Here is a 24,414-nt window from a genome sequence, read left to right as displayed (position 1 = left end):
CAGCTGCGGCTGCAGGCGGATGGCCCTTCTCTATCGGTTAATATAGTTTGCCTTGGCGATAGAGCACGGTGGACAGCTTCATAACGGCGTGATTGTAGCAGTTTTGGCGGAGCGGGAACGGGTCGCCGAAGAATGCCGGCAAAATGCCGTTCAATGTTTTTTTCATTTTCTCATAGAGCATCTGATATACCTGCTCCTCGCTGAAAAACTGCGTTTCCCGTCCCTGCAGCCATTCGAAATAGGAGACGATGACACCGCCGGCATTTGCCAAAATATCAGGGATAATGATCGTGCCTCTCGCGGTCAAAGCCTCATCGGCTTCGCCCGTAACAGGTGCATTCGCCCCTTCGACGATGATGCGGGCTTTTACCTGGTTCACATTATCTTTATGCACCTGTTCTTCAAGCGCAGCAAGAATGAGTACATCCACATTCAAATAAAGAACATCCTCGCGGCCGAGAATTTGCGCTTTTAGATCAAGCTCGTTCAGGGCGGCTTCCGTAGCTGGAAGATCGCCTTGGTGCTGTACGGCGTAATCAAGCAAGGCCGGTATGGATAAGCCGTCCGGATTGTATAGCGTTACGTTCCGGTCACTGACTGCGACAACCTTGTTCTGCAGATTTGCGCATTTGTAGGCTTCCATCGCCGCAACCGAGCCTACGTTGCCAAAGCCCTGCACGGCAATGGACAACGGTTTGTCGGCAAGGGACAGCGCGGTCTGGACGAATGGATTCGTACTGCCTGCAAGCCAGCTGCTCTGGGCTTTCAGGAAGTCGTACAGCATATAGCGAAACGTGAAATAAACGCCTTTCCCTGTAGCTTCTCTGCGTCCGAGCGAGCCGCCGTTGATGACGCTTTTTCCTGTAAAGCTGCCAAGATAGGGTTGACCGGGATGGATGCTCTTGTATTCGGCCATCATCCAGTCCATCTCGCGCTCGCCCGTACCCATATCAGGGGCGGGAATATCCTTGTCGGGACCGAGGACATCGCTGAAATATTGGACATACTTTTTGCAGATGAGATAGAGCTCCTTGGCGGAGTAGGTACGCGGATTGATAACAACCCCGCCTTTCCCGCCTCCGAAAGGAACCTCATGCAGCGCGTTTTTGAGCGTCATAAGCGCAGCAAGATTGGTAACTTCATCTTCGCTGACGGATTCATGGAACCGGATGCCGCCTTTGTAGGGACCTAGAGTATCATTGTGCTGAATACGGTAAGCTGGAATGCGAACGACATTTCCGTTATCAACGGTAATGCGCAAAAAGGCTTTATGTACTTTATTGGGTGTCGACAAAATAGCTGCGAGCGATAAAAAGGCTTGTTCCCGGTCTTGCTCCTGCAAATTCGGTAAAAAAGCGGGATCTCCCAATAGTGCGTTTAAGGATTGCTGTACGATGGCTCCTGTCTGGCTTGCCATAACAAAACGACCTCCTTTATGTTCAGGAATGAGATGCTGTCCATGCGAGCATAGCCGCATCAGAACTCTAACTGTAACATAATGGAACGATTAAGCCAAAACAGCTGCGGCCTGCGGACGCTAAAAACCAGCAAACCGCGTAATGAAGCGGTTAGCTGGTTTTTGCTCGTGCTTTTCTAAAATATAAGGCTTTATTTGTTCATGCGATAAAGTACCGTTCTATTTCTATTAGAAACGGATAACTTCCTCTTGCAGAGAACGGCGAAGCCGTTTCTTCTTGTACGATTTGCTAGGTTAATTTGAGCAGCAGCGAGCCGTGTGGGGGGAGTTGGAAGGTGAGTTCTTCCCGAATGCCCAAATCCTCTCGTGACCATAGGCTGCGCACTTTCGGAGCAGCAGTAAGCCCAAGCTGCCCGAGCGTAACGGCAACAGTGGCAGGCTGCTCGCCGACATTAAACAAAGCGACGTATTTCGAGCCTTCTGCACCCTCGGCTGTCCAAGCAATACGTTCATTCTCACGGTATAGCTGCCTTGCTCCTCTCCCGTCACGATGCAGCGCGAGCACCTCTTCATTCGTTAGAAGCGACAAGGTCCATTCATCGTTGTCGCGCATTTCACCGCCGAACATGAGCGGGGAGCGGAAGATCGCCCAGAGCGACATCATTGTTACCTGCTCATCCCGTGTGAACCGAGTCCAACGGTCACTGCCGCCGCCGTCGACCGAACGGATTCCAAGATGACCGAGCGGAAGCATGTCACAATCCGGCCAAGCCCCGTTGCCAACATGCGGCGCCCATTTCTCGCAGCGCTCGAACATCTCGTGCAGCAGATGCCAGAGATCCCAATAATCATCCGTCATGCGCCACATATTCGCATGCCCCGCAAGCGCTTCGGCATGCTCCAATGGAGCGGGTCCAGGCGAGAGGCTAAGGACCATCGGTCTTCCGGATTGCTCAATGGCTCGATGGATGAGTTTGATTTCTTCCAAATGAATGCCATATAACCTAGAAGCGGCAATGTCGTCGACTTTGACGAAATCAACACCCCATGAAGCATATAAGTCGAACAGGGAATTGTAATATTGCTGCGCGCCATCCTTGGATGCATCAACGCCGTACATGTCCGTATTCCACGGACAGATTGAATTCTGGTGCGCAATTTGGCGTGCTGTAATAGCTGTGCCAAGCAGCTTCGTGTCCGCGTGGACAGCTTGGCGGGGTATGCCCCTCATGATGTGGATGCCGAATTTCAGGCCTAATGAATGGACGTAGTCGGCAAGAGGCTTGAAGCCGCGGCCTTCAGCAGCAGACGGAAAGCGATTAACGGCAGGCAGCAAGCGTGAATACTCGTCCATTTCAAGCGGAACAAAGGCTCGGTATTGGGAGGAGTTCGCTCCCGGCTCATACCACTGGATATCGACTACGACATAATCCCAGCCAAAAGCTTTCAGATGCTCCGCCATGTAGGCGGCATTCCCGCGAACCTCATCCTCCCTTACGCTGGCGCCGTAGCAATCCCAGCTATTCCAGCCCATTGGCGGCGTTTCTGCATATAGATGGTGCTTAACCGAAGTTGTCATGCAATCTCGTCCTCTCTAATCGTAATATTGCTCTATACGATCATGGTAAAACGAAACGATAGCGGGTGACTAGCATAATTTATTGCGATAAGATGTAAAATATTGCTCTTCAATTGAATTGCAAGCGATCGATCGAAGGAAGCTCCTTGGCCAGTCGGAAATTAGCAGGCGGGAACCCTGTTCGGCTGCGAAATACTTTGCTAAAGTAGCTGCTGCTCGAATAGCCTACGGCGAACGCGATTTCTTCGACGGATAATGGGCTGTTTCGCAGCAGGCTGACAGCTTTCTCCATTCGTACTTTTGTGACATAATCCATTGGTGAGATGCCTGTTGTCTTCGTAAACATTCGCGTAAAATAATACTTGGAGAGACCGGCAGCATCAGCGACCTCGTCAAGGTTTTGCAATCGATGATATTCCTCCTCCATATAGGCAGCGGCGAGTTGAATAGGCTCAGGCCAATTCGCTTTTTCATGCCGCTGCAAGGTGCTCGATTGAAGAAGCTCCATCATCAGCTTGTAAATCAGCATGGAGGCTTGGTAGCTGTTTTGAATACGATTCATTCTAGCTTCCGTATAAAGCGATTTGAGCGTATGGATGACGTTGCTGGATGGATCGAACGACGGAGTTATGCCTACGGTGTCGAGCAGCTCAGACCAAAGTGATTCTAAGTGCTGCTGGCGAAACAGGACGAAATAAAAGGTCCATTGGTCGCTTCCGCTCGGCAAGCCGTAATGATGGTCGCCTGGAATTTCGGCTAGGAAAGCCATTCCGGGTTGAATATCATGCGTTTGGTTGCCTAACCTGAACTGACCGCAGCCGGAAACGGTATACTGAAGCAAATAAAGCGGCCCATCAATTCTTTTCATGCCGTCCCAATAATAATCGGATTCCCGGATCTCCTGATGTCCTGTGGCAAACAGCTGATAGATCGGCAGATGGGGCGGATCCTGAAAGCGATAGCCGTATACGCCATAAGGCTGCTGTAATTCCATATCAGATATACCTCCGTGAGAGCAAAATTGATTAAAACATACGATAGGTAGAAAAGGTGCAGCATAATGAGTTCATTTTTTGTTTTTGTATATGGGTCGTTATTGCCGGGACAAAGCAATCATCATATTATCTTACCGCATTTGCTGGCATGCAAAGAGGGCTGGATTGCGGCAAGGCTTGTTGATTGCGGCGCATATCCGGCAGCCGTTCGCGACGAAATTGCAATCAAGCGCAATAGTATTATACGCGGGCAATGGATTGCCGTCGATAGAGCAGGCGTTGCCGCGATGGACAGGCTGGAGGAGTTTTATGGGATCGAGGAGCAGAACGACTATGAGCGTGTATGGCTGTCCGATGCCAAGGATGCAACCACTGCCGGCTGGTCTTATGTATGGGATTCAACCAGAGGATATCCAGTCGTCGGGCTCGATTATTGGCCAGATTATCAAGCCTATAAACAGCGGTCTCGCGAATGAAAAAAGGCATGTTCCGGGCCGTGCCTTGCGGCGCCGTGAACATGCCTTGATGCTGTTTTGCGGATGCGTTCTACTTCGTCTCTTCCTCATGGTCGGCGGCATAGGCAATTAAGGCTACATCGGTGCCATATGCGTCTGTCAATTGCTGCTCCAGCTTGCGAATGGCATCCAGCGCATCGCTGTGGCTGCCAAGCTCGGCTAGGCGGTAGTCTCTGTCCATCATGCGTTCACATCCTCGTAAAGGTTTGTTTAATTGTAGAATGAGCCTAATTCCCATCCGTTATGCAAACGGGCTTAGGACGGAGGTATGCAGCGAATGCTTTTCGGACTATAATTGTTCTGTTGACAGCGGTCTAGTACACTAAAGCAGAATGACATAAAGGGAAGTGACATCAATTGGGTACTAATGAGGTTTATATGCATCGAGCAGCGCTCGAAAGAAGGACGAAATATAGGTCAATCAGCATGCTTATATTGGTGCTTTGCATAGTCGGTACGTTATGGCTGCTACCTTCAACGGCGATGGCAGGGGCTCCACTGACGATAGAAGACACATCATTCGACTCGCATGAACAGGTTGGCCACAACCATTCAACCGAAGAGCATACCGATAAAGGCGTCACTGTACAGCAGGCATTCTTTTATGCGGTTAGATTATTTTATTACTTTGCATTTATGCTGGCAGCAGGCTTGATGCTGTGGTCCATCGCCATTCCAGCAGATCAGAATGACGCGCAGCGAAAGCTGCTGAACAAATGGAGCATTGCTGCCATGAGGGCGCTGCTGGTTGCGGTCCTGTTATTTGTATTCGTTCATGTCAGCCAGCTAATGAGCGGATATGACGGCACTGATCCCAAAGAGTGGCTGCGGATTCTTACCGACACGGCCACGGGGCAATCCTGGCTAGCGTTAGTGGTGCTGTCTCTGCTCGGTTTTGTAATGCTGCGTCTGCCAGATTCGCTGCGGGCAATATGGGCTTTGCTGCTTGCAGCGGCGGAAAGCTTCAATGGGCATGTGCTGGCATTGCCTAGCAATTCGATTGCTGTCGTACTCGACTTCATACACGTAGCTTGTTCTGCACTGTGGGCAGGGGGCTTAATCCTGCTGTTGTTGTTCTGGCGGGCAGACCGGAAGGAAGCTGGGAGATTCGCTGAGCGGTTCATGCGCGCGGCATGGTTGTCCATCCTGCTGCTAAGCGTTAGCGGAATCGGCATGACGATTCAATTGCTGCCTTCGTGGCGTTATTTGATCTATACGAGCTGGGGGATCATGCTCCTTGCGAAAGCAGGCTTCGTGCTCGTTATCGCATGCTGTGGCTTCCTGCTGCGCAGGAGGATCAAAAGCCAGAAGCTGCCGAGCGGCAAGCTGCTCAAGCTGGACGGGCTGATGATGGCTTTGGTGCTGATCGTGGCGAGCATTTTCACCTACGTAAGCCCAATGCCGGAGACGGAGCCCTTCTCCCATCACGAAATGGGGGAAAGCTTCCACTATACATTAGCCATAACGCCGAATGGTCCAGGCCCGAACCGTATTTCGCTTAAAGTGTGGCTGCCAGAGCAGTTAGGGTCTCCCGTCTCAGTCAGGCTATTGCTCCGTTCTGTTGACCACCCTAAGGAGAAAGCGGTAGAGGCTATTCTCCAGAGCGACAGCGGCGAGGACTTTTTTGCTTTCCCAGGGTTTACCGAAACCGATTATGTTGCACACAAAGTAGATCTTCCGTATCGCGGCGCTTGGGAAGCCGAGTTGCTCGTATTGGATCAATCGGATGCCGTAACGAAGAAGATCATTGCATGGCGGAATGACTAAGGAGAGGGGCAGAGGAATGTCGTATAAATGGCTGAAGTGGTTGATTCTGTGGATACCGACCGTAGCGATCGGTTTATGGGAGTATTTGCGGCATGCTCTGCTCCTGCCGTTTATATCGATGGATTTGGGGAACGTTCTTGCTCCCGTATTTGTATTCGTCATTACGCTGACCTTGCTGCGCGCTTTGTTTGCGAAGCTTGAGAGCATGCAAGAATCGCTGCAGCGGGAGAGGGTCGTCAAGGCTGCTTTCGAAGAACGCGAGCAGCTGGCAAGAGAACTGCATGACGGCATATCGCAATCGCTATTCATGCTTTCTGTTAAGCTGGACAAGCTGGAGCGTGCCAAAACGGTGGACGACATGCAGCAGACAACGGAACAAATGAGGAAAACGGTCAGACATGTTTATGATGACGTGCGGCAGTCGATTGCCAATTTGCAGGAATTGCCGATTCCTGCGGATTTGTCGTGGATGCAGAGCATCCACCACTTAACAGCGGAAATGGAGCAGTCCTGCGGCATTCGCACCAAAGTAGAGTGGCATCTGCAGGAGGGGGTGCTTTCGCATAAGCAGAAGGTCGAATTGCTTGCCATTATGCGAGAAGCGCTTATGAACGTACAGAAGCATGCAAAGGCGGAGCAAATCGTCATTCGCTGCGGGAGCGGTCAGGAATGGGATGCTCAGCCGGCTGTGTTTTGCTGCAGCATAGCGGATGATGGCGTCGGAGCGCCGGCGGAGAAGCTTTACGAGAAAGGAAAGTACGGCGTCAAAATGATGCAGGAGCGAGCGGATGCCCTGGGCTGGAGCCTGTCCGTACAGAAGACGGATCCGCACGGGACGACCATACTGATCAGCGGAGGGAGCAATAAAAAATGAGCGTGACGGGACGCGTGCGTGTTTTTCTGGTAGATGACCATCCCCATGGGCGAGAAGGGATGCGGGATATCGTTACGAGCGATGACTCCTTCTCTGTTATTGGAGAGGCGTCGAGCGGGGAGGAAGCCATTGCCGCGCTTGCGAATCTGCAGCCGGATTTGGTCTTGATGGACATTAATATGCCGGGAATGGGCGGTTTGGAAGCTACGCAAAGGTTAAAACAAGCAAAACCAGCCTTAAAGATAGTAATGGTTACGGTATCCGATGATATTACGCATTTGTTCGAGGCGATCAAGCGCGGCGCGCAGGGCTATTTGCTTAAAAATCTGGCACCATCCGCTTGGCTTGAGTATTTACGGGCGATTTCCCTTGATGAGGCGCCTATGTCGAAGGAGCTTGCATTCCGCTTGCTTCAGGAATTTTCCTCTGGCAAGCCGAAGCAAGCTAGAAAGGCTGCTGGCAGGGCACAGACTCTCGATAAGGATGCTGACGTGATGACAACACCGCTGACGGACCGGGAAAAGGAAGTGCTCGAGCGTGTTGCAACGGGCGCGTCCAATCGTGAAATTGCCGGCGAGCTGGGTCTGTCGGAGCATACCGTCAAAAACCATCTCAAAAATATTTTGCAGAAGCTTCATTTGGACAACCGGGTACAGCTGACCAGATACGCTTTCGAGCAGGGAATCGTCGAATAAAGCGTGTTGCAAACAATTCGACAGAGATTGCAGGATTCAGACAAGTTTCGTAGAACTACTAAAGTCGTATGCGAGTAGGCTAATGAGCGGATAGGTCAGATTCAATTGGGAGGTAGTGCATGTCGAACGATTGGCAATTTCCCATCGATCGCGAGATTAAGCTATATAATCGAATGGATGAGCTTCAACGCTTGAATGAAGGTTTGGAAGAGATCGGTGCTGAGGTTGGCTGGACGGCACGCGCAGTTCTCGATTTGTCGCTGGCATGCGAGGAGCTTGTTGTCAATATTGTCAATTATGGCTTTCCGTCAGGGGGAGAGCACCATATCGATGTCCTGATTCAAGCGTCCCCTAGCAGCGTGGAAGTTAAAATAGAAGACGGCGGAGTGCCTTTTAATCCTTTGCAAACGGCGGATGCTTCGACATTGCTGGAGCTGGAAGATAGGCCTATCGGAGGACTCGGCATTTTTTTCGTGAAACGGTTAATGGATGATATCCATTATGAGTATGCGGGAGGCTTAAACCGCTTCCGTATGCGCAAGCAATTTGGCTACACCCATCAAAATGACGATCAAGCGTAAGCGGGAGGATATAAAAACATGAATATAGAAGCAACTGAGCTGAACGGGGTCACGATTATTCCACTTGAGGGCAGGCTGGATGGCAACAATGCTACTGTTGCGGAGCAGGCGTTCCTTAAGCTGTTTGCCGACGGAAAACAGCTATTCATATTTGATTTTACCAATCTGCAGTACATAAGCAGCGCAGGGCTGCGCGTTATTCTCGTAGCGGCGAAGAAGCTCAGAGCATCCAAGGGGCGGATGGTATGCGCTTGCCTTGGCGAACAGGTATACGACGTTTTCGAAATGTCAGGCTTTACGACGATATTGGAAATGGCAGCAACGCGTGAAGAGGCGCTGGAGAAAATAGGAGCGGGCGCATAATGATTTCTGAGCTGTATGGGGAAAGGCGGTACCAATATTGTCTGTACTCTATTTAATTATCGGTGCTGCTGGCCTCGGCGCCGCGTCATATTTATTCATTCGCAACCGTCAGCTTGTCTCGAAGCTGAGACGTGCGGAATTGCTGTTTGATTTGAGCACAAAGGTTCATTCTTCCTTGCATAAGCCAGAGCTGCTGGGGACCGTCAACGAGGCAGCCAAGCAGCTCATATTCGCTGACGAGGCGGCTGTCGCTCTCGCATGCGATGAGGATATCCAAGGCTCGGAGACATCGGAGACGGCTCTGCTTGATAGCAGCGTGAGCTTTAAAGACGATAAAGTAATCGTGCCTATGATCGCGAGAGGACGAAAGGTTGGCGTGCTGGAGGCGACGACGAAGAGTGGCGGTACGCCGTTTCGGGAGGCTGATCTGGAAACGCTGACGAAGTTTGCCGGCCCGCTGGCGCTGGCGCTCGATAACGCCAGACTTTACGAAGCGCTTGAGGTATCGGTCGGCGAGCTGCAATATGCGACAGCGCTTAAGGATCGTTTGGAGAACGAGCTGCAGATTGCGGGAAGCATCCAACTAAGCTTTCTGCCGACGACGATGCCTTCGGCGAATGAGCCGTTTGATGTATGCGCGCTCTTGAAGTCGGCGAAGGAAGTTGGGGGCGATTTCTACAATTTTTTCAAAATCGACGAGAACCATCTGTTCTTCACGCTTGGTGATGTATCTGACAAAGGCATACCGGCGGCACTATTCATGGCTATGACTTTGTCGCTTATCAAGGGGAAGATGAATTCTAATCTTACACCGGGCGAGCTGCTCGAGAAGGTGAATGATGAGCTATGCACGGACAACGCCCAGCTGTTCGCGACAATCGTGTGCGGCGTGCTCAACATAATAACCGGCGAGGTCGTACTTAGCGATGGGGGACATTGTACGCCCTATATCGTGAAAGAGGACGGAACGGTCATTCCGATCAAGCTGCCCAAAGGAATCCCGCTGGGCTCGTTCCCCGAATTCACTTATCGCGATCAGACGATAGCGCTGGACCGTGGAGATCGTTTCGTGCTTTATACAGATGGGATTACAGAAGCCGAGAATGCGCTCCAGGAGCAATATTCTACGAATCGGCTGCAGCAGTTTTTGTCACAAACATCCGGCTATTCCAGCGCAGAGATTATTGATGCGCTGCTGATGGACGTATTCATGTTCGCGGACGGCGCGCCTCAATCAGACGACATTGCGGTATTATGCCTCATGCGCCGATAAGCGAGGATGCCTTCCGATAAGGGAGTAGGATTATGCGATTATATGAGACAGGGTTAGCATATTTGCGCGATGAGCTTGCCGTGCTGGAGCGGGGAATGCGTATTCTTCTTGCTGATTTCGAAAGCAAGGAAATGGATGGGCAAACACCGATGTCCATGCGTGGGCTTATGGTCAGCCCTGCGGATATTGAGCGATCGCTGCAAGAAAGCGAATGGCTTGACGAAGAGGACACGCTTGCTTCGTTCAGAAGCTACAGAATCGAAGAGGAGCAGGCAATGCTGCAACATGTAAATGACAGTATAGGCGAAGGGAAAATTCTCCCGTTCGCTTATTTGTCATGGCGGCTGCGCCTAGGCAGCTGGGAGAAGCGCTGCGTGCTGCTATGCCTTGCAGCGGAGCTCGACACGCGTTACGAGAGCTGGTTCGGCTACTTGAATGACGACGTCACGCTGCGTGTTCCAACTGCAGAGCTGGCGCTAAGGCTGCTTGGGGACGGGGAGCAGGACAGCTATTTCCTGCGATCGCTGCTTGCCGGATACTCGACGCTAAGCAGATTTGTGCTGCGTACGGATAAGGCGGCTGCCGAGCGCAGCACGCTCAAGCAGCCGCTTCGCATGGATGCGCGTATCATTTCGTTTCTTCTGGAGACAGAGCGTCTCGATGCGCGAATCGCTGACGTCTGCGCCAGATTTGACTTTAAGGAGCCGGCGCCTGAGCTTGCATTCGACGAAGAGGTGCAGGCAAGCCTCAGACTTGCTGTGGAGTTGGAGCGCAAGCGCGAGGATGAGGAAACGTCCTATGAGCGAGGCGGAATCAGGAGCTTGCCGTTTATTCAGCTCAGCGGCCCTTCGGGTGTCGGGAAAAAGCTGCATGCCAGGCATCTTGCCCATGCAATGGAACAGCCGCTGCTCGTCGTACAGCTGGATAAGCTTGCGCGGGACGGCGATGCCTTAGGCGAGCAGTTGCGAAACATTGTAAGAGAAGCGCTGCTGTCGGATGCGATGCTCTGCTTCGATGAAGGGGAGAGCGAGCTTGCAGCTTCCGAGGGCTGGCCGCCCTTGCAGGAGCGGATCAGATCCGCGCTGTTTGCGTATGGCGAGGTTTCAAGGCGTCCGGTTCTCTTATGGCTGACGCGATTGGAACGGCGTCCATCGCAGCTTCCAATACCGCGCGGCGGCGCAGTAATCAATCAAGAGCTGGCTGTTCCTAGCGCTGAAGTGCGACTGCGATTATGGCAGCGCTGCAGCAGGGAAGGCGTAGATCAAGAGCAGTTAAAGCGCATTGCGGATAAATATGCATTCACAGCGGGACAGATTATGGGGATGAGCATGCAGGCGGAGCGCCTTGCAGCGCGAAGCAAGCATGAATATCCGACGCTTGACGATTACGCATCCGCGTCGAGAAGCCAAGTCCAGCATAAGCTGTCAGAGCTTGCGGTAAAGCAGAAGGTCGTTCGTCTTTGGGATAGTCTTATTCTTCCTGAAGAGCCGTTAGAATTGCTCCGGGATGCTTGCAGCAGGCATAAATATAACGAAACGGTCTTTAATCGGTGGGGCTTCGGGCAGAAGCTTCCCTATGGACGCGGACTGAGCATGCTCTTTGCGGGTCCTCCCGGAACAGGCAAAACGATGGCGGCGGAAGTGGTTGCGGGTGAATTGGGGCTTGAACTCTATCGTATCGATCTCTCTCGCGTCGTGAGCAAATACATTGGAGAAACAGAGAAGAATTTGAGGGAGCTGTTTGCCGAAGCGGAGAACAGCGGCGCTATTTTATTTTTTGATGAAGGAGATTCGCTGTTCGGCAAACGGACGGAAGTGAAGGATTCGAACGACCGCTTTGCGAATATGGAGGCTGCATATTTGCTTCAGCGAATCGAAACCTTTGACGGCGTTTCTATTCTAGCGACAAATTTGCTGCAGAATATGGATGAGGCCTTCCTCCGGCGAATGCAGGTTATCGTGAAATTTCCTTTCCCGGACGCTGCGCAGCGTGAGCAGATTTTCCGTTCCTTGCTGCCCAAAGAAGCACCGCTTGACTCGGATTTGGACTTGCCTTTCCTAGCAGCACGCGTAGACGCCTCTGGCGGGCATATTAAAAATATCGTCTTGTCGGCCGCCTTTATGGCAGCGGCAGAGCAAGCTTCGATCGGCATGCGCCATATGGTTCGGGCCACCCGCCAAGAGCTTCATAAGATGGGTAAAATTGTCGTTAAAGAGTCTTTTGAGCCATACAATTGACAGGAGAAATTTCCCAATTGCCATTGCGTGTGAGTTTTTATGATAGATTGTTATGTATTCCGTGTAAAATTGACAAAAAATGAGTAATTTTGCGTAGTCAATTGGTAGTAGAGAAGCTATAATAGAATTCGTATACAAATAGATTTATCATTACGTATTTTTGGGAGTGATAGGCAAATGGGAGGATATACGGTCATTGCGGATTTGGGAGCCAGTCTGCTGCGCTTGCTACGCGATCATCTAACGCCCGACCCTGTGCCTCGCCCCGACCTGATCGGTATGGCTTCGCCCCGTGATGCAGGGGACCTAGCGCTGTCCCTCTTCCTTTACAATGTTAAAGAGAACGGAGAATCGCGACGTACCGGCATGATAGACCGCGGAGGGGTGCTGCAATACCCACCTCAGGCGCTGGATTTTTATTTCATCATGACAGCGCATTCCAATGCAGATCGGTTGACAAGATCTTTGGACGAGCATCGGATATTGGGACGAGCGATGCAGGTGCTGTACGATAATGGCGTGCTTAGCGGACCCTATCTAGAGGGGGCGCTTGCCGAAGGCGGTAGCCCAATAAGGCTTGCTCTGATGAGCTTAGAGGGTGACGAATTGATGAAATTGTGGCAGTTCGGCGATATGCCGTACAAGCTTTCTGTCGTCTACCGCGTAGGACCAGTCATGCTCGACTCGAACCGAGTCAAGTCTGTTTCCCGTGTAGTCGAGCGACATATTGTGCTTGAAGAAAAGGGCGGTGGCTAATTTGTCACAGCTGCGTTCCATCAGCATTACTCATTGTTCGCTCGTTGTGGCGCCTATCGATATCTGGACAAGACGCCAGCCAGCACCTTCGGCGCTGAGCGTGTCCCTTGAAGGCGTCCATAAGAAACCGGTCCGAAAGCCTGACGGGACTTACCTGTTTCTTGATCTTCCGCCGGGCAGCTACTTGCTTACGGTTACCTCACCTAACTTTATACCCTACAAACGATTAATTGAAACAGCAGGTTTGAATAAATTAAATCCGGTCGTTACTGTTCCTTTGCTTCCAAGCCCGGTCTACGCTTATCCGTCAGCATCGACTGCGGTCGCCTTTCCGCTTTGCGATGATTCTGGCGCTCCTTGCGCCGGTGCAGACGTATGGGCATACGCGAGCGAAGATCAAGCTGCCAGAGGCAGAATTGCTCAAGATACGTTGGCTGCAGGAGTAGACGTTGCGATCATTGGATTGCTGCAGGGACAGACAGTAGCCGGAGAATGCTTGCTGATAAGAGGGCAGGGCAATGAGGAGCTTGTACAAGTAGCCGAGGTATTGCCGGGCGGCGGGCTGCGCTTCGAAAAGCCGCTGCAGAAAAGCTATCGCAGAGGTGCGTCGCTGCTGCCGGCTGTGCAGACGCAAAGCGCTCATAACGGAATTGTCATTCTTCCGTTTCGGGGTACGCTGCCGCGTTCTTTCGTCGTCAAAGCAGTTGCTTCGTACGGAAAAAGCAGCACTACGGCCGAGCTGACAGCACGAGCCGGGGAAGTTATAACTGCGCAGACCTTGATTCTTAAACAGAATAAAAAGTAATCTGCCGCATTCCAATTGGTCTTGGGGTTGACGAAGGAGAATATGGCCTGCCGTTACCTAATACATAAATAGATTCAGAGAGGAGATCACACATGGCTGAGTATTTATCGCCAGGCGTCTATGTGGAGGAATTCGAAAGCGGCGCCAAACCGCTGGAGGGTGTCAGCACAAGCACAGCCGGCTTTATCGGTCTTGCTGCTCGCGGACCAGTCGAAGGATTGCCGCAGCTTATTACAAGTCCAGCTGATTTCGGGCGTGTATACGGTTCTTATTTATCTGAGAATGCGTTCGGCTCGTATCGTTTCCTTGCTTACGCCGTTAACCAGTTTTTCACAAACGGAGGTTCCCGCTGCTTCATAACACGGGTAGCGCCTTCGGATGCCAAAACGGCTTCGAATGAAACGCAAAAGGATTCCGTTCTCTCTATTGCCGCTAAAAATCCAGGTGCATGGGGAAATCAGATCCGCGTTGTTATCGTACCTGCAAGCAAAGCAAAAACACCGATCTTCGAAGCAAGCGAAGGCAATCGCTATCGCGTGAAGAACGCAGCCGGCTTCTATGCAGGCGACGTTGTCGTATTTGCAAACGGTACGGAAAAGCAATACAACCGCATCGTATCCGTGCATGATCAAGTGATCGAGCTTGCGGAAGAGCTGAAAGGCGACGTTGTGGATACGGCACTCGTTCCGACAAAGGTATTGAGTACCTCTGAATTTACGGTGAACGTGCTCTACGGCACGGAATCGGAAACCTACGAGAAAGCTTCTCTTAATCCAGAAGCGCCGAACTACGTAGAGAAACTGATCTCCCGTTCGAATATCGCTACGGTGCAAGTGCTTAAAGCTTCGGATGCGAATGTAGCTCCGCTTGAGGAAATAGCTGGCGCAGACGCAGCTGTATTCGAAATTCTATTGTCAGGCGGAAGCGACGGTACTGCGGCAAGCCTATCGGCTGCTGACTTTATCGGCGAGGATTTCGGTCCTGGCAAAAGAACGGGCATTCAATCGTTTATTGATAATGATGTAGTAAGCATTATGGCGATTCCAGGCGTAACGGATCCGAACGTACAGCTGTCCCTTGTTGCACATTGCGAAATTTTGGGAAGCCGCTTTGCGATTCTCGATCTGCCTCGCGAGGCAACGAAAGTACAGGACGTACTCGCTCATCGCGATTTGTTCGATTCCAGCTATTGCGCGCTGTACAACCCATGGCTGCAAGTGTTTGATCCGCTCGACAAACGCAACATTTTTGTTCCGCCGTCCGGTACAATTGCAGGGGTTTACTCCCGCTCGGACACGACGCGCGGCGTACAGAAGGCGCCAGCTAACGAAACGCTACGCGGCGTAGTTGGTCTAGACGTGCAATACAACAATGGCGAGCAAGACATTTTGAACCCTGCAGGCGTTAACTTAATTCGCGCGTTCACGGGTCAAGGCATTCGCGTATGGGGAGCACGCACATGCTCATCCAACACGCTTTGGAAATATATCAACGTTCGTCGTTTGTTCATTTTCATTGAAGGCTCCATCAAAAACGGTTCAAGCTGGGTCGTATTCGAGCCGAATACCGAACAGCTATGGGCGCGCGTGCAGCGTACAATCGAAGCCTTCTTGACTAGAGTATGGCGTGACGGCGCTTTGTCGGGTACGAACCCTTCAGAAGCGTTTTACGTTGAAATCGGCCGTTCCACGATGACACAGGATGACATTGATAACGGTCGCCTAATATGCGTTATCGGTGTAGCGCCGGTGAAACCAGCTGAATTTGTCGTGTTCCGCATCACTCAGAAGACAGGCTCTGAATAATCATTTGCTTCCATATCGAATAACGGAAGGGGATCCACATGCCAGGAGATCGTATTGATCCATATCGGAATTTTAGATTCCGCGTAGAAGTAGAAGGTTTAGAGCAAGCAGGTTTTAGCGAGGTTTCTGGATTCGAGGCGACCTTTGATGTTGTCGAATACCGCGAGGGTAATGAAGTGATTACACCCCGCAAGCTTCCAGGCTTGATTAAATACGGCAATATTACATTGAAATGGGGCACAACAGAATCCATGGAGCTGTACGAATGGATTCAAGAATGTGCACAAGGCACGATCGAGCGTAAGACGATTACGATCATCGCGCTTGACGAAGAAGGCGAAGACGTAGCAACATGGCAGGTTATTGAAGCATGGCCAGTTAAATACACTGCGCCTACCTTCAACGGTACCGGCAATGAAGTTGCGCTTGAGCTTATTGAATTCGCGCATGAGGGCTTGGAGCGCTCAGCGTAAGTACAACGTAATTAGAGCTTGCATTATGGTGAACAAGGGATGGCAGCTGGTGAGTAATCGCTTGCTCCTCTCTTGTTTTCCGCTTTTTTGAAAGCAGCAGCCATAGGAAATGATTGGAGTGAAACAGCAATGGCATTTCAAACGGAATATGAATTTGAATTACCGCGCGGCTATGTAGATGATCAAGGGAATTTGCATCGCAGAGGCATCATGCGGCTTGCTACAGCTGCCGATGAGATTTTGCCGATGAAGGACCCGCGTGTCCAGTCCAACCCCAGCTATTTGACAGTCATTCTGATGGCAAGGGTAGTAACAAAGCTCGGTGATGTCAGACATATTGATACGAAGCTGATTGAGAAGCTATTTACAGCAGACCTAGCCTATTTGCAAAACTTATATCGCCAAATTAACGACTTGGAAGCCCCTAAAGTGCTTACCGTTTGTCCGAAATGCGATCATGAGTTCGAGGTGGCTGTCGATTTTTTGTCCTTAACGGAAGCTCTCTCCTAGGGTACCCGGTTGACCGGCTGTACGAGGAGGTCGGCTTCGTCGCTTATTATTTCCATTGGTCGCATGATGACATTATGAATATGGAGCATGCGGAGCGCCGTCGCTGGTGCGACGAAATTTCGAGAATCAACCGCAAGATGAATGATGACACAGACAGCAGCAAGAAAAACATTTTCGACGTATTCGGAAAGAGGTGACGCTGCGCTATGGCAGTCATGAAGGGGCAAGAGAAGGGTCGCTTTCACGATGTAGCGACAACGTTTATGTTTTGGATAGAGCTGGACGATATTTTTGTGGCGGGTTTCTCTCAAGTATCCGGTCTGGAAGCAGAAACGGAAATTGAAGAGTACCGCGAAGGCGGAGTTAACGGTTATGTCCATAAGCTGCCAAAAGGCGTTCGCTTTCCTAATCTTGTATTGAGCAAAGGCATGACCAAGTCCCCGGCGCTTTGGAGTTGGTATGAAAGCACGATTGAGGGAACGATTGAGCGCAAGACCGGCGCGATTGTGCTTCAGTCTGCAGATGGTACAGAATTTGGACGGTGGAGTTTTTTTGACGCGTATCCGGTGAAGTGGACGGGGCCGCAGCTCAATGCGAGCACGAGCGACGTAGCCGTTGAAACGATTGAAATCATTCATAGCGGTTTGTACGGAGATTTTCAGGCATAAGCGTGAAGCTCTAAGAGTGTTGAAAGAGCTGAAAGAATTGAAAGATCTAATGAGTTGATAGAGCTAAAGATTTGATAGAGCTGATAGAGCTGATAGAGCTGATAGAGCTTATAGAGTGAAAGAGTGAAAGAGTGAAAGAGTGAAAGAGTGAAAGAGTGAAAGAGTGAAAGAGTGAAAGTGTTGTAGCTAAATAGAGATCATTTGAATGCAAATAGGAGGATGCTGCGGATGAAACATATAGCGGACCGAACGAGCAAAACTGCAACAACGCAATCAACGTCGGTTCAGCCGTTTGCCGGGGGCATCTTGAATAAATATAAAACAACCGCTGGACGCAATCGTTTTGAGCGTGCAGCCATGTCGCATGTACTCAAAAGCCAGCCGAGCATTACGCAGCAAACCTTGCATATCCAGGTTGTTGCTCCTAAGCTGGAAGCGCCTAAGCAACTGACCAAGAAACCAATGCTGCCAAGTGCAGAACGCAAAGTTGAACGAATCATTGAGCGTGAGCGCGTGACGATTGAACGCGAGAAAATTGTGTTCCGTGACGTAACGCATGTCATTAGAGAGCAAAGAACGGTAAGGGAAATGGCAATGACGCAGCCTGCTGAAGCAGAAGCCGCAATTGAGGTGAAGCGAAGCAAGCAGATTGCCAAGCAAATGGAAACAAAAGCTCAAAGCAGCACAAAGGAGCTTGAAAAAACGGTGCGCAGCATGCAGCAGCAAGCCGACATAGCACTGGAGCAGAACCGAAAGCAAACGGAAAAGAACACCAGCAGCTTTAAGCAGCAAGTTGGAAAGTCTGAATCAGACAAGAACAAAAATATCGGACATATCGAGCAAAATACGAGGAAGCAGCTGGAAAAACGGCTTGAACATAGTGAAAAGCATCAGAAAGAGAACGCTCGTACCGAAAAAGGTCATTCGGAAGAGCATAAGCAACATTTAAATCATACCGTAAAGCTTAACTCTGAATTGTCAAATGGACCAGTACCGCAATTGAACGGCAGGCCTGTTAAGGCGCTGAAAGCTGCGCAGCTTGCGGATTATTATAAATGGCTTGAAGCAAGGCTTCAGCCGGGTATTCGAATTCAATCGATTCGCGGGCTAAGGGAGCTTCGAAAGCCCTTGGCTGAAGAAAAAGTGCAGCTTCTATCGTCTGCGCCTCGTTCTGGCGCAGCATCGGGTTTCAAGCCGATGCAGCTAACGAATGCAAGGCGGGCATGGTCTCGGCAGGAGCAGTCAGCCGAGGGGCTGAGGCAGGAGACGGAGCGTGGCGCGGCGACTGCGGGTTTGGAGCAGCGCGAGGCGGCGAAGCGGGCCGAGGGGCTGAGGCAGGAGACGGAGCGTGGCGCGGCGACTGCGGGTTTGGAGCAGCGCGAGGCAGCAAAGCGGGCCGAGGGGCTGAGGCAGGAGACGGAGCGTGGCGCGGCGACTGCGGGGTTGGAGCAGCGCGAGGCAGCGAAGCGGGCCGAGGGGCTGAGGCAGGAGACGGAGCGTGGCGCGGCGACTGCGGGGTTGGAGCAGCGCGAGGCAGCGAAGCGGGCCGAGGGGCTTAGGCAGGAGGATGGCAGCAAGAGCAAGCTTGCAAGCGAGAATAGGCGGAATACGCTGGAACATCGTACCAATCCCAAGCAAATGAAAGAGCAGAAGTCAGATTCTGCTGACAACAAGTACGATGAGCATGAGGCTTCTGATGAGGTCAAAGCTTCTCGTACAAATGCAACTCTAGTACGTACAGCTAGCAAGCCATTTGAAACAAAGCTAACTCGCCATTCCAACAAGTGGATGATATCAGGCTCGATAGCTGATTATGACCGCGTAAGACTTCAAATGTTAACGCTGCAGCGCAAGCCGCAGTCATTGACTTTACAGTCCAAGCAGCAAAATGACACAAGCAGCTTTGCGATAGCTGCAAAGCGCTTCATCCATCGAACACAGCGCACGCAATCGGAGCATTCCGATGCTGGCGATCATTCACATAGAGCTAGGCCTAACGAGCAGAACAAGGCAAGTATGGACTCATCGGCCCTATCACAAGCAAATAGAGAAAAGGCCTCTGAGAAAAGCATCGTTCCAGCTAGGACCGCGAAAGGCTTAGTACAGAACAATGCATCAACGGAATCATCTTCAATTAAGCCCGTTATATTGGATAAACAGAGCCAGAGTCTCACGCATAGACTACCGCAAAACTCTGAAACCGCACTGTATAAAACAGTGGGACGCGGTAAAAAAAACATTTCGTCGAAACCGATGTCATTGATTTTGCGGCGATTTGGAGAGCGGAAATCCCATTTAACGGTTGAACAGCCTTTATTACAAGCGCAACAACAGGCTGTAACGAATGATGTGAATCGAATCGGGAAGAGAAACGGTCAGCAAACAGTGTTGGATACATGGAAGCAGCAGAATGAGCCAGTCGCGTCACGAAGCCGCAAAGCAATGATTCATAGAAACCCATCAATTGCTGATGCGCCAATTAATCCGGATGGACACAGCAGCGATCGTACATATGCCGCTGGATCTTCACTGAAAGATATACAAGCACAGCAAGCGTCAAATACACAACAAGCACAACAAGCACAACAAGCACAACAAGCACAACAAGCACAACAAGCACAACAAGCACAACAAGCACAACAAGCATCTGAACAATCACAAGCATTAAAAACGTTACAAGCAACACAAACGGCGCAATCTGTACAAGCGCAACAAGTATTACAACTAACACATACAGCTGCGCAATTGCAAAGTGAATCCGTGAAGGCAGCGGGCATGAACATGCCGAATACAGCACGCGGCCAATTGCTTGCAAGGTCAATGAACGGGAGAGCGAAGCTTTTACGCAGACCGCTAAGACTATTGCATAAGCAGCAGGAGAATACTCGAAATTCAAAATCTAGTGATAGCGGATTGATAACGAAGGGCATAAGATCTAGTCGCCCAGCAGTTGAACATTCCCAAATGGCGAACAATACTGCTTCGACAAATGAATTTGCAACCACAGGATTAAAAGCAACGAGAAAGCGGCAGCGTCAGGAAGCCGAACTTATACAAGCCGAAAGCAAGCTGGTTGCGCGAAGCCTGCAAGCGAATCCCATCCAGGCGAAGCCAAGCGATCAGACATCAGCGCTACAAAGCGAAACTTCTGCTCAGCCGTCGCAGCGTTCACAGGCTGTGAACGCTCAGCAGGAGGCAAGACATAAAGAACAGCTCATCGTCAAGACGGCTCGAGGAATAGATTATTCCCAGCAGTCTGATGATCCAGAAGCTAACCTGCCGCCTACACCGCGAGGTACATTGACAAGAGCGGCCGTTGTGCCGCGCACGACCACAGCTGATTTAAGCAGACTGTCAGCGAGTAGGCTGGTACAGCGGTTCGATCGCGGACAAGCCGCCCTGCAGAGCCGGTCGCAGCAGCATCGTCACCATGCAGGCGCTTCTAGGCTTTCTGCGACTGCTTCGACTAGATCAGCGCAGGCTAACATTCAGCATAATGCGGCGAAAGCTTCCGCTGTGGCTGCAGTGAAGGCATCCGATGTCATGCGCGTTTACCCAGCGCTGAGCGTACAGAGAAAGCGGTTTATCGAAGCTGATGATGCGGAACGCAATGGTGAAGAAACGCGGCCAGTCAGCCCACAGCTATCCAGTGCAGTGAAACCGGCAGCGAATCGCGCGCATCGGCAAGCGCAGCCTGCTGTTTTTGCAAGCAAAGGCATGAGAACGGGAAGCCAGCTGCTGCATACTCTTCAAAAGCGTTCCCAAAGTGCAGCCGCTGCGCAAGCAAGCAGCCGATCAGCGCTGCGTGGATTGACGACGCTTGTACAAGCGGGCGACGACTCGCAAAAGAACGGAGTGTTGCCAAGTGCTGCAGTTATTGAGCAAGCATCGCTTAGCTATGCTGCAAAAGGCAGCAATCGCAATGGATTCGGAAGGCTGGAAGCAAGCGCGGCACCGCCGGCTTCCATGGATAGGGGCGCTATGCCAACGCTTGCTCACCATAAGCCCATGCAGACTGTTCCGCAGGAGCCGCCGCGCCAGGTTAAGGTAGAGGCACCGCGCGAGATGGATCCTGATAAGCTGCAAAAAATGATTATGAAAATACCGCATCTTCGCCCGGAAGCGATAGCGGATCAAGTTTATCAAGCATTAGAGCGCAAGATGAAGCTGGAGCAGCGAAGACGAGGCTACTAGAGGAGCCGGGTAAGGAGGGAATGGCCAATGACTTTAAGCAAAGCGCAGTTTTGGATTTTTCGTTCAAAAGCAACCGATAAGGTAGACGTTCTATTCAACCCGACCGAGTATGAAATGGAGTCGGGCAATCAATATTCGGAGCAGGAAATAGCCGGCCTGCAAACCCCGCTCTCCCAATTCACGAGCGGAGAGCGTACGACGCTAACGCTGAATTTGTTTTTCGATACCTATGAAGCTGGTATTGACGTACGTACCCATACCTCCAAAATCGTAGGCATTCTCGATGTTGATTCGGATCTGCATACACCGCCGACATGCAAGTTCATCTGGGGTTCGCTGGATTTCAAAGGGGTAATAACGAGCATTACGCAAAAGTATACCATGTTTCTGGAAACGGGCGTACCCGTCCGCGCATCATTGACGGTTTCCATGCTCAGCTCGCAGACGATGAAGGAGCAATATCAGGAAATTCCCCGTCAGTCCGCTGATCGAACGAAACAAAAAACGGTCAAGCAGGGTGATCAGCTGTGGTCGATTGCTGCAGAGGAATATGAAGATCCAGGGGCATGGCGGCATATCGCCGAAGCGAACGGCATTGACAATCCACGCATGCTGCTATCCGGAAGAAGCTTGACGATTCCGAGATTGGAGTGATGGAGAGTGGCCCTTACCTTTGAAAGCCTGGAATCCAAATACGGTGATTTCAATGCGCCGGAAGTAGATATTTTAATTGAAGGACAATTAACGAAGCTCTCCAATATGGCGGTTGAATGGGTCGATGTTGAGCAGACGACGGACGCGCAGGCGGACATTGCACGATTTGCGATATCTAACGGCTACATTTGGAGCGAGTCCCGCATGCAGTGGGTCGGATCGACGATTACGGTAGGCAAGAAGCTGCAGATCAAGCTGGGCTATGCGGATAAGAAATCACTCGTTTTTGATGGGATTATTACGGGTTATTCGGTTGATTTCCCGTCCAACGGAAGTCCAACGGTAACCGTAACGGCAATGGACAGATCCTTCCTCATGATGAAATCTGCGCATTCCAAGGTGTGGAACCAAATGAAGGATACCGATGTCGTCAGACAAATTGCCGGCAATTATGGACTTTCCGTGGACTTGGACGATACGACGGTTACCAAAAAGACGATCGAGCAGATTGGTGTCAGCGACTATCATTTCATTCGTTCCCTAGCGATGGATAATGACCGGCAATTTTACGTGGTGGCATCCAAGCTTTATTTCAAAAAGCCTAAAACGTCCGGTTCGCCGCTCATAACGCTTAAATATGGGAAGAATCTCGTTCAGTTCACGCTTACTGTTGATGCTTCCAGCCAAACCTCGCAGGTCAAAGTGCGCGGCTATGACGTAGACAAGATGCAGGCCATCGAGTCGGTTGCAAGCTCGGTAACGGTTATCGGGTCGAACGCAAAGAGCGGGCCTAGCGTTGCGAGCATGCTGTCTTCTCAAAAAATGGAAGTTGTATATACGCAAGCTGCATCAATGGATGAAGCGCAGTCGCTTGCTAAGGCGATGCTGGATCGAATATCGAGGGAACTTGTCATCGGGCACGGCACCTCAATTGGGTTTCCTGAGATGAAGCCAGGCGAGCTGATCAAGATCGAAGGGCTTGGCAGCGAGAAGCTGGATCAGCAGCTGCGATTAACGAAGGTAACGCACCGGCTCGACGCGACGAGCGGCTATATGATTTATTTTGAGACGGAGGGGAATGCGATATGAGCACCATGTATCCTGGTTTTTTTGACCAGCATCAGCGTTCCATGCAATCCGAGCAGCTGTCCGGCGTCTGGAATGCGATCGTTACCGACAACAAGGACCCTGACAAGCTCGGCCGCGTAAAAGTGAAATTTCCGCTGCGAGAGGGTGAGCTGCAGACGGAATGGATCCGCGTCGCAACCTTAATGGGCGGCAACGATATGGGATCGCTCTTTTTGCCGGAAGTGAACGACGAGGTGCTGGTAGCATTCTTAATGGGACGCCTCGATCAGCCTGTTGTCATTGGTTCATTGTGGAGCAAGAAGCAGAAGCCGCCAGAGCCGAACGAAAAAAACGATGTCCGCAAAATCAAGACGAAGACCGGCCATGAAATTACGTTCGACGATACGAGCAGTGCCGGCACGGTAACGATAAAGACTTCAAAGGGGCATAACATTACCTTCGCCGATAAAGAGAAGACGGTAACGGTGGAAACGCAGGATAAACAGCAGTCGATAAAGCTGGATGAAACCGGCAAGAAGATTACGATCAAGTGCGGGACGACATCGACGATCGAGATGAATGCTCAGGGCGATATTAAGGTTACGGGGACGAAATCGGTTACCGTGAAGGGCACGCAGGTAAAGGTGGAGGCCGATGCGTCGCTGACGCTTCAATCGAATGGCATGCTCGAGGTTAAGGCCACCGGTATGCTAACCCTTAAGGGCGCTATGGTCAAAATCAATTAACAGCGAAGGGGGCTGCAGCTGGTGTCGGCATCATTTTTGGGAAAAGGATGGAAATTCCCGGTTCAGGTTGACGCAACGACCGGCCGCATTCGGATGGCGGAAGGCGAAGAGGACATTGAAGAGTCGATTCGAATAATTCTACGAACGTCTAAGGGCGAGCGTTTGATGCGGCCAGACTTTGGCTGCGGGCTAAGGGATTTTGTTTTTGGTACGACGGACGAAACCTCCCTGCGCCTAATCGCGAGCGATGTGCAGGAAGCGATCCGGATCTGGGAGCCGCGTGTAAAGGACGTCGAGGTGGAAGTAAAGCCGGACCGTGAAAACAACGGACGCGTGCTAATGAATGTTTCCTATGCCGTACGTTCAACAAACAATCTATTTAATCAGGTCTTTCCTTTCTATTTGGAGGAAGGGACGAAATAACGGGAGCGAACAACGT

General features: G+C 51.1%; 24 protein-coding genes. 20 read left to right on the top strand and 4 right to left on the bottom strand.

The window, feature by feature from the left end; genetic code table 11:
* Positions 1-37 precede the first annotated feature (37 nt).
* The 3 genes from AB4Z29_RS01275 to AB4Z29_RS01265 form a co-directional block, all read right to left on the bottom strand.
* On the bottom strand, positions 38-1,417 hold the full coding sequence (locus tag AB4Z29_RS01275) for a Glu/Leu/Phe/Val family dehydrogenase (protein ID WP_441941352.1): 1,380 nt from the start codon (positions 1,415-1,417) through the stop codon (positions 38-40).
* A 289-nt stretch (positions 1,418-1,706) separates the two neighbouring features.
* A complete protein-coding gene (locus tag AB4Z29_RS01270) occupies positions 1,707-2,996 on the bottom strand; it encodes a glycoside hydrolase family 27 protein (RefSeq protein WP_441941351.1) in 1,290 nt (429 codons plus the stop codon).
* A gap of 109 nt (positions 2,997-3,105) precedes the next feature.
* Positions 3,106-3,990, bottom strand: a complete 885-nt coding sequence (locus tag AB4Z29_RS01265) for an AraC family transcriptional regulator (protein ID WP_441941350.1) — start codon at positions 3,988-3,990, stop codon at positions 3,106-3,108.
* Between the two features lie 66 nt (positions 3,991-4,056).
* On the opposite strand from AB4Z29_RS01265, the gene AB4Z29_RS01260 reads away from it, so the two are divergent.
* On the top strand, positions 4,057-4,467 hold the full coding sequence (locus AB4Z29_RS01260; protein WP_441941349.1) for a gamma-glutamylcyclotransferase family protein: 411 nt from the start codon (positions 4,057-4,059) through the stop codon (positions 4,465-4,467).
* 70 nt (positions 4,468-4,537) lie between these two features.
* Here AB4Z29_RS01260 and AB4Z29_RS01255 read toward each other — a convergent pair whose 3' ends face one another.
* Positions 4,538-4,690: a hypothetical protein gene (locus AB4Z29_RS01255; protein ID WP_183567327.1), complete on the bottom strand. Its 153-nt coding sequence runs from the start codon at positions 4,688-4,690 to the stop codon at positions 4,538-4,540.
* Positions 4,691-4,863: 173 nt separating this feature from the next.
* Between AB4Z29_RS01255 and AB4Z29_RS01250 the strand changes: the two genes are divergently transcribed.
* The 19 genes from AB4Z29_RS01250 (at position 4,864) to AB4Z29_RS01160 (ending at position 24,398) form a co-directional block, all read left to right on the top strand.
* Complete coding sequence (locus AB4Z29_RS01250; protein ID WP_441941348.1) at positions 4,864-6,273, top strand: copper resistance D family protein; 1,410 nt, start codon at positions 4,864-4,866, stop codon at positions 6,271-6,273.
* A 16-nt stretch (positions 6,274-6,289) separates the two neighbouring features.
* A complete protein-coding gene (locus AB4Z29_RS01245) occupies positions 6,290-7,147 on the top strand; it encodes a sensor histidine kinase (RefSeq protein ID WP_441941347.1) in 858 nt (285 codons plus the stop codon).
* Complete coding sequence (locus tag AB4Z29_RS01240; protein WP_441941346.1) at positions 7,144-7,842, top strand: response regulator; 699 nt, start codon at positions 7,144-7,146, stop codon at positions 7,840-7,842. The genes AB4Z29_RS01245 and AB4Z29_RS01240 overlap by 4 nt, the downstream gene beginning before the upstream one ends.
* Before the next feature lie 119 nt (positions 7,843-7,961).
* Positions 7,962-8,423, top strand: a complete 462-nt coding sequence (locus AB4Z29_RS01235; RefSeq protein ID WP_441941345.1) for an ATP-binding protein — start codon at positions 7,962-7,964, stop codon at positions 8,421-8,423.
* Positions 8,424-8,441: 18 nt separating this feature from the next.
* On the top strand, positions 8,442-8,786 hold the full coding sequence (locus tag AB4Z29_RS01230; protein WP_441941344.1) for an STAS domain-containing protein: 345 nt from the start codon (positions 8,442-8,444) through the stop codon (positions 8,784-8,786).
* 37 nt (positions 8,787-8,823) lie between these two features.
* Positions 8,824-10,059 (top strand): PP2C family protein-serine/threonine phosphatase, encoded by a 1,236-nt coding sequence (locus tag AB4Z29_RS01225; protein WP_441941343.1) that lies wholly within the window; start codon positions 8,824-8,826, stop codon positions 10,057-10,059.
* A gap of 32 nt (positions 10,060-10,091) precedes the next feature.
* Entirely contained in the window at positions 10,092-12,296 is a 2,205-nt protein-coding gene (locus AB4Z29_RS01220) for an AAA family ATPase (protein WP_441941342.1), read from the top strand.
* Between the two features lie 177 nt (positions 12,297-12,473).
* The gene (locus tag AB4Z29_RS01215; protein WP_441941341.1) at positions 12,474-13,052 is read left to right on the top strand and encodes a DUF4255 domain-containing protein; all 579 of its coding nucleotides are present in this window, start codon (positions 12,474-12,476) and stop codon (positions 13,050-13,052) included.
* A 1-nt stretch (position 13,053) separates the two neighbouring features.
* Positions 13,054-13,857 carry a hypothetical protein gene (locus tag AB4Z29_RS01210; protein ID WP_441941340.1) on the top strand — a complete coding sequence of 268 codons (804 nt, stop codon included), beginning with the start codon at positions 13,054-13,056 and terminating at the stop codon, positions 13,855-13,857.
* 92 nt (positions 13,858-13,949) lie between these two features.
* Positions 13,950-15,662, top strand: coding sequence for a phage tail sheath family protein (locus tag AB4Z29_RS01205; RefSeq protein WP_441941339.1), 1,713 nt, complete (start codon positions 13,950-13,952; stop codon positions 15,660-15,662).
* 38 nt (positions 15,663-15,700) lie between these two features.
* On the top strand, positions 15,701-16,135 hold the full coding sequence (locus AB4Z29_RS01200; RefSeq protein WP_138752594.1) for a phage tail protein: 435 nt from the start codon (positions 15,701-15,703) through the stop codon (positions 16,133-16,135).
* A gap of 129 nt (positions 16,136-16,264) precedes the next feature.
* Entirely contained in the window at positions 16,265-16,645 is a 381-nt protein-coding gene (locus AB4Z29_RS01195) for a phage tail assembly protein (protein ID WP_183567291.1), read from the top strand.
* 17 nt (positions 16,646-16,662) lie between these two features.
* The gene (locus AB4Z29_RS01190) at positions 16,663-16,842 is read left to right on the top strand and encodes a DUF6760 family protein (protein WP_312891019.1); all 180 of its coding nucleotides are present in this window, start codon (positions 16,663-16,665) and stop codon (positions 16,840-16,842) included.
* A gap of 9 nt (positions 16,843-16,851) precedes the next feature.
* Positions 16,852-17,313 (top strand): phage tail protein, encoded by a 462-nt coding sequence (locus tag AB4Z29_RS01185; RefSeq protein ID WP_246431886.1) that lies wholly within the window; start codon positions 16,852-16,854, stop codon positions 17,311-17,313.
* A 228-nt stretch (positions 17,314-17,541) separates the two neighbouring features.
* Positions 17,542-21,507 (top strand): hypothetical protein, encoded by a 3,966-nt coding sequence (locus tag AB4Z29_RS01180; RefSeq protein WP_441941338.1) that lies wholly within the window; start codon positions 17,542-17,544, stop codon positions 21,505-21,507.
* A gap of 27 nt (positions 21,508-21,534) precedes the next feature.
* Complete coding sequence (locus tag AB4Z29_RS01175; RefSeq protein WP_441941337.1) at positions 21,535-22,161, top strand: CIS tube protein; 627 nt, start codon at positions 21,535-21,537, stop codon at positions 22,159-22,161.
* A gap of 6 nt (positions 22,162-22,167) precedes the next feature.
* A complete protein-coding gene (locus AB4Z29_RS01170; protein WP_441941336.1) occupies positions 22,168-23,250 on the top strand; it encodes a phage late control D family protein in 1,083 nt (360 codons plus the stop codon).
* Positions 23,247-23,975, top strand: a complete 729-nt coding sequence (locus AB4Z29_RS01165; RefSeq protein WP_441941335.1) for a phage baseplate assembly protein V — start codon at positions 23,247-23,249, stop codon at positions 23,973-23,975. The genes AB4Z29_RS01170 and AB4Z29_RS01165 overlap by 4 nt, the downstream gene beginning before the upstream one ends.
* Before the next feature lie 21 nt (positions 23,976-23,996).
* Positions 23,997-24,398 (top strand): GPW/gp25 family protein, encoded by a 402-nt coding sequence (locus tag AB4Z29_RS01160; protein WP_441941334.1) that lies wholly within the window; start codon positions 23,997-23,999, stop codon positions 24,396-24,398.
* Positions 24,399-24,414 lie beyond the last annotated feature (16 nt).

This window comes from Paenibacillus sp. 2TAB23 (genome assembly GCF_052115165.1).
In the GTDB taxonomy this organism is placed as follows: Bacteria; Bacillota; Bacilli; order Paenibacillales; family Paenibacillaceae; genus Pristimantibacillus.
Note: the sequence above shows the minus strand (reverse complement) of the source record. Positions and strands in the feature narration are given on the sequence as shown.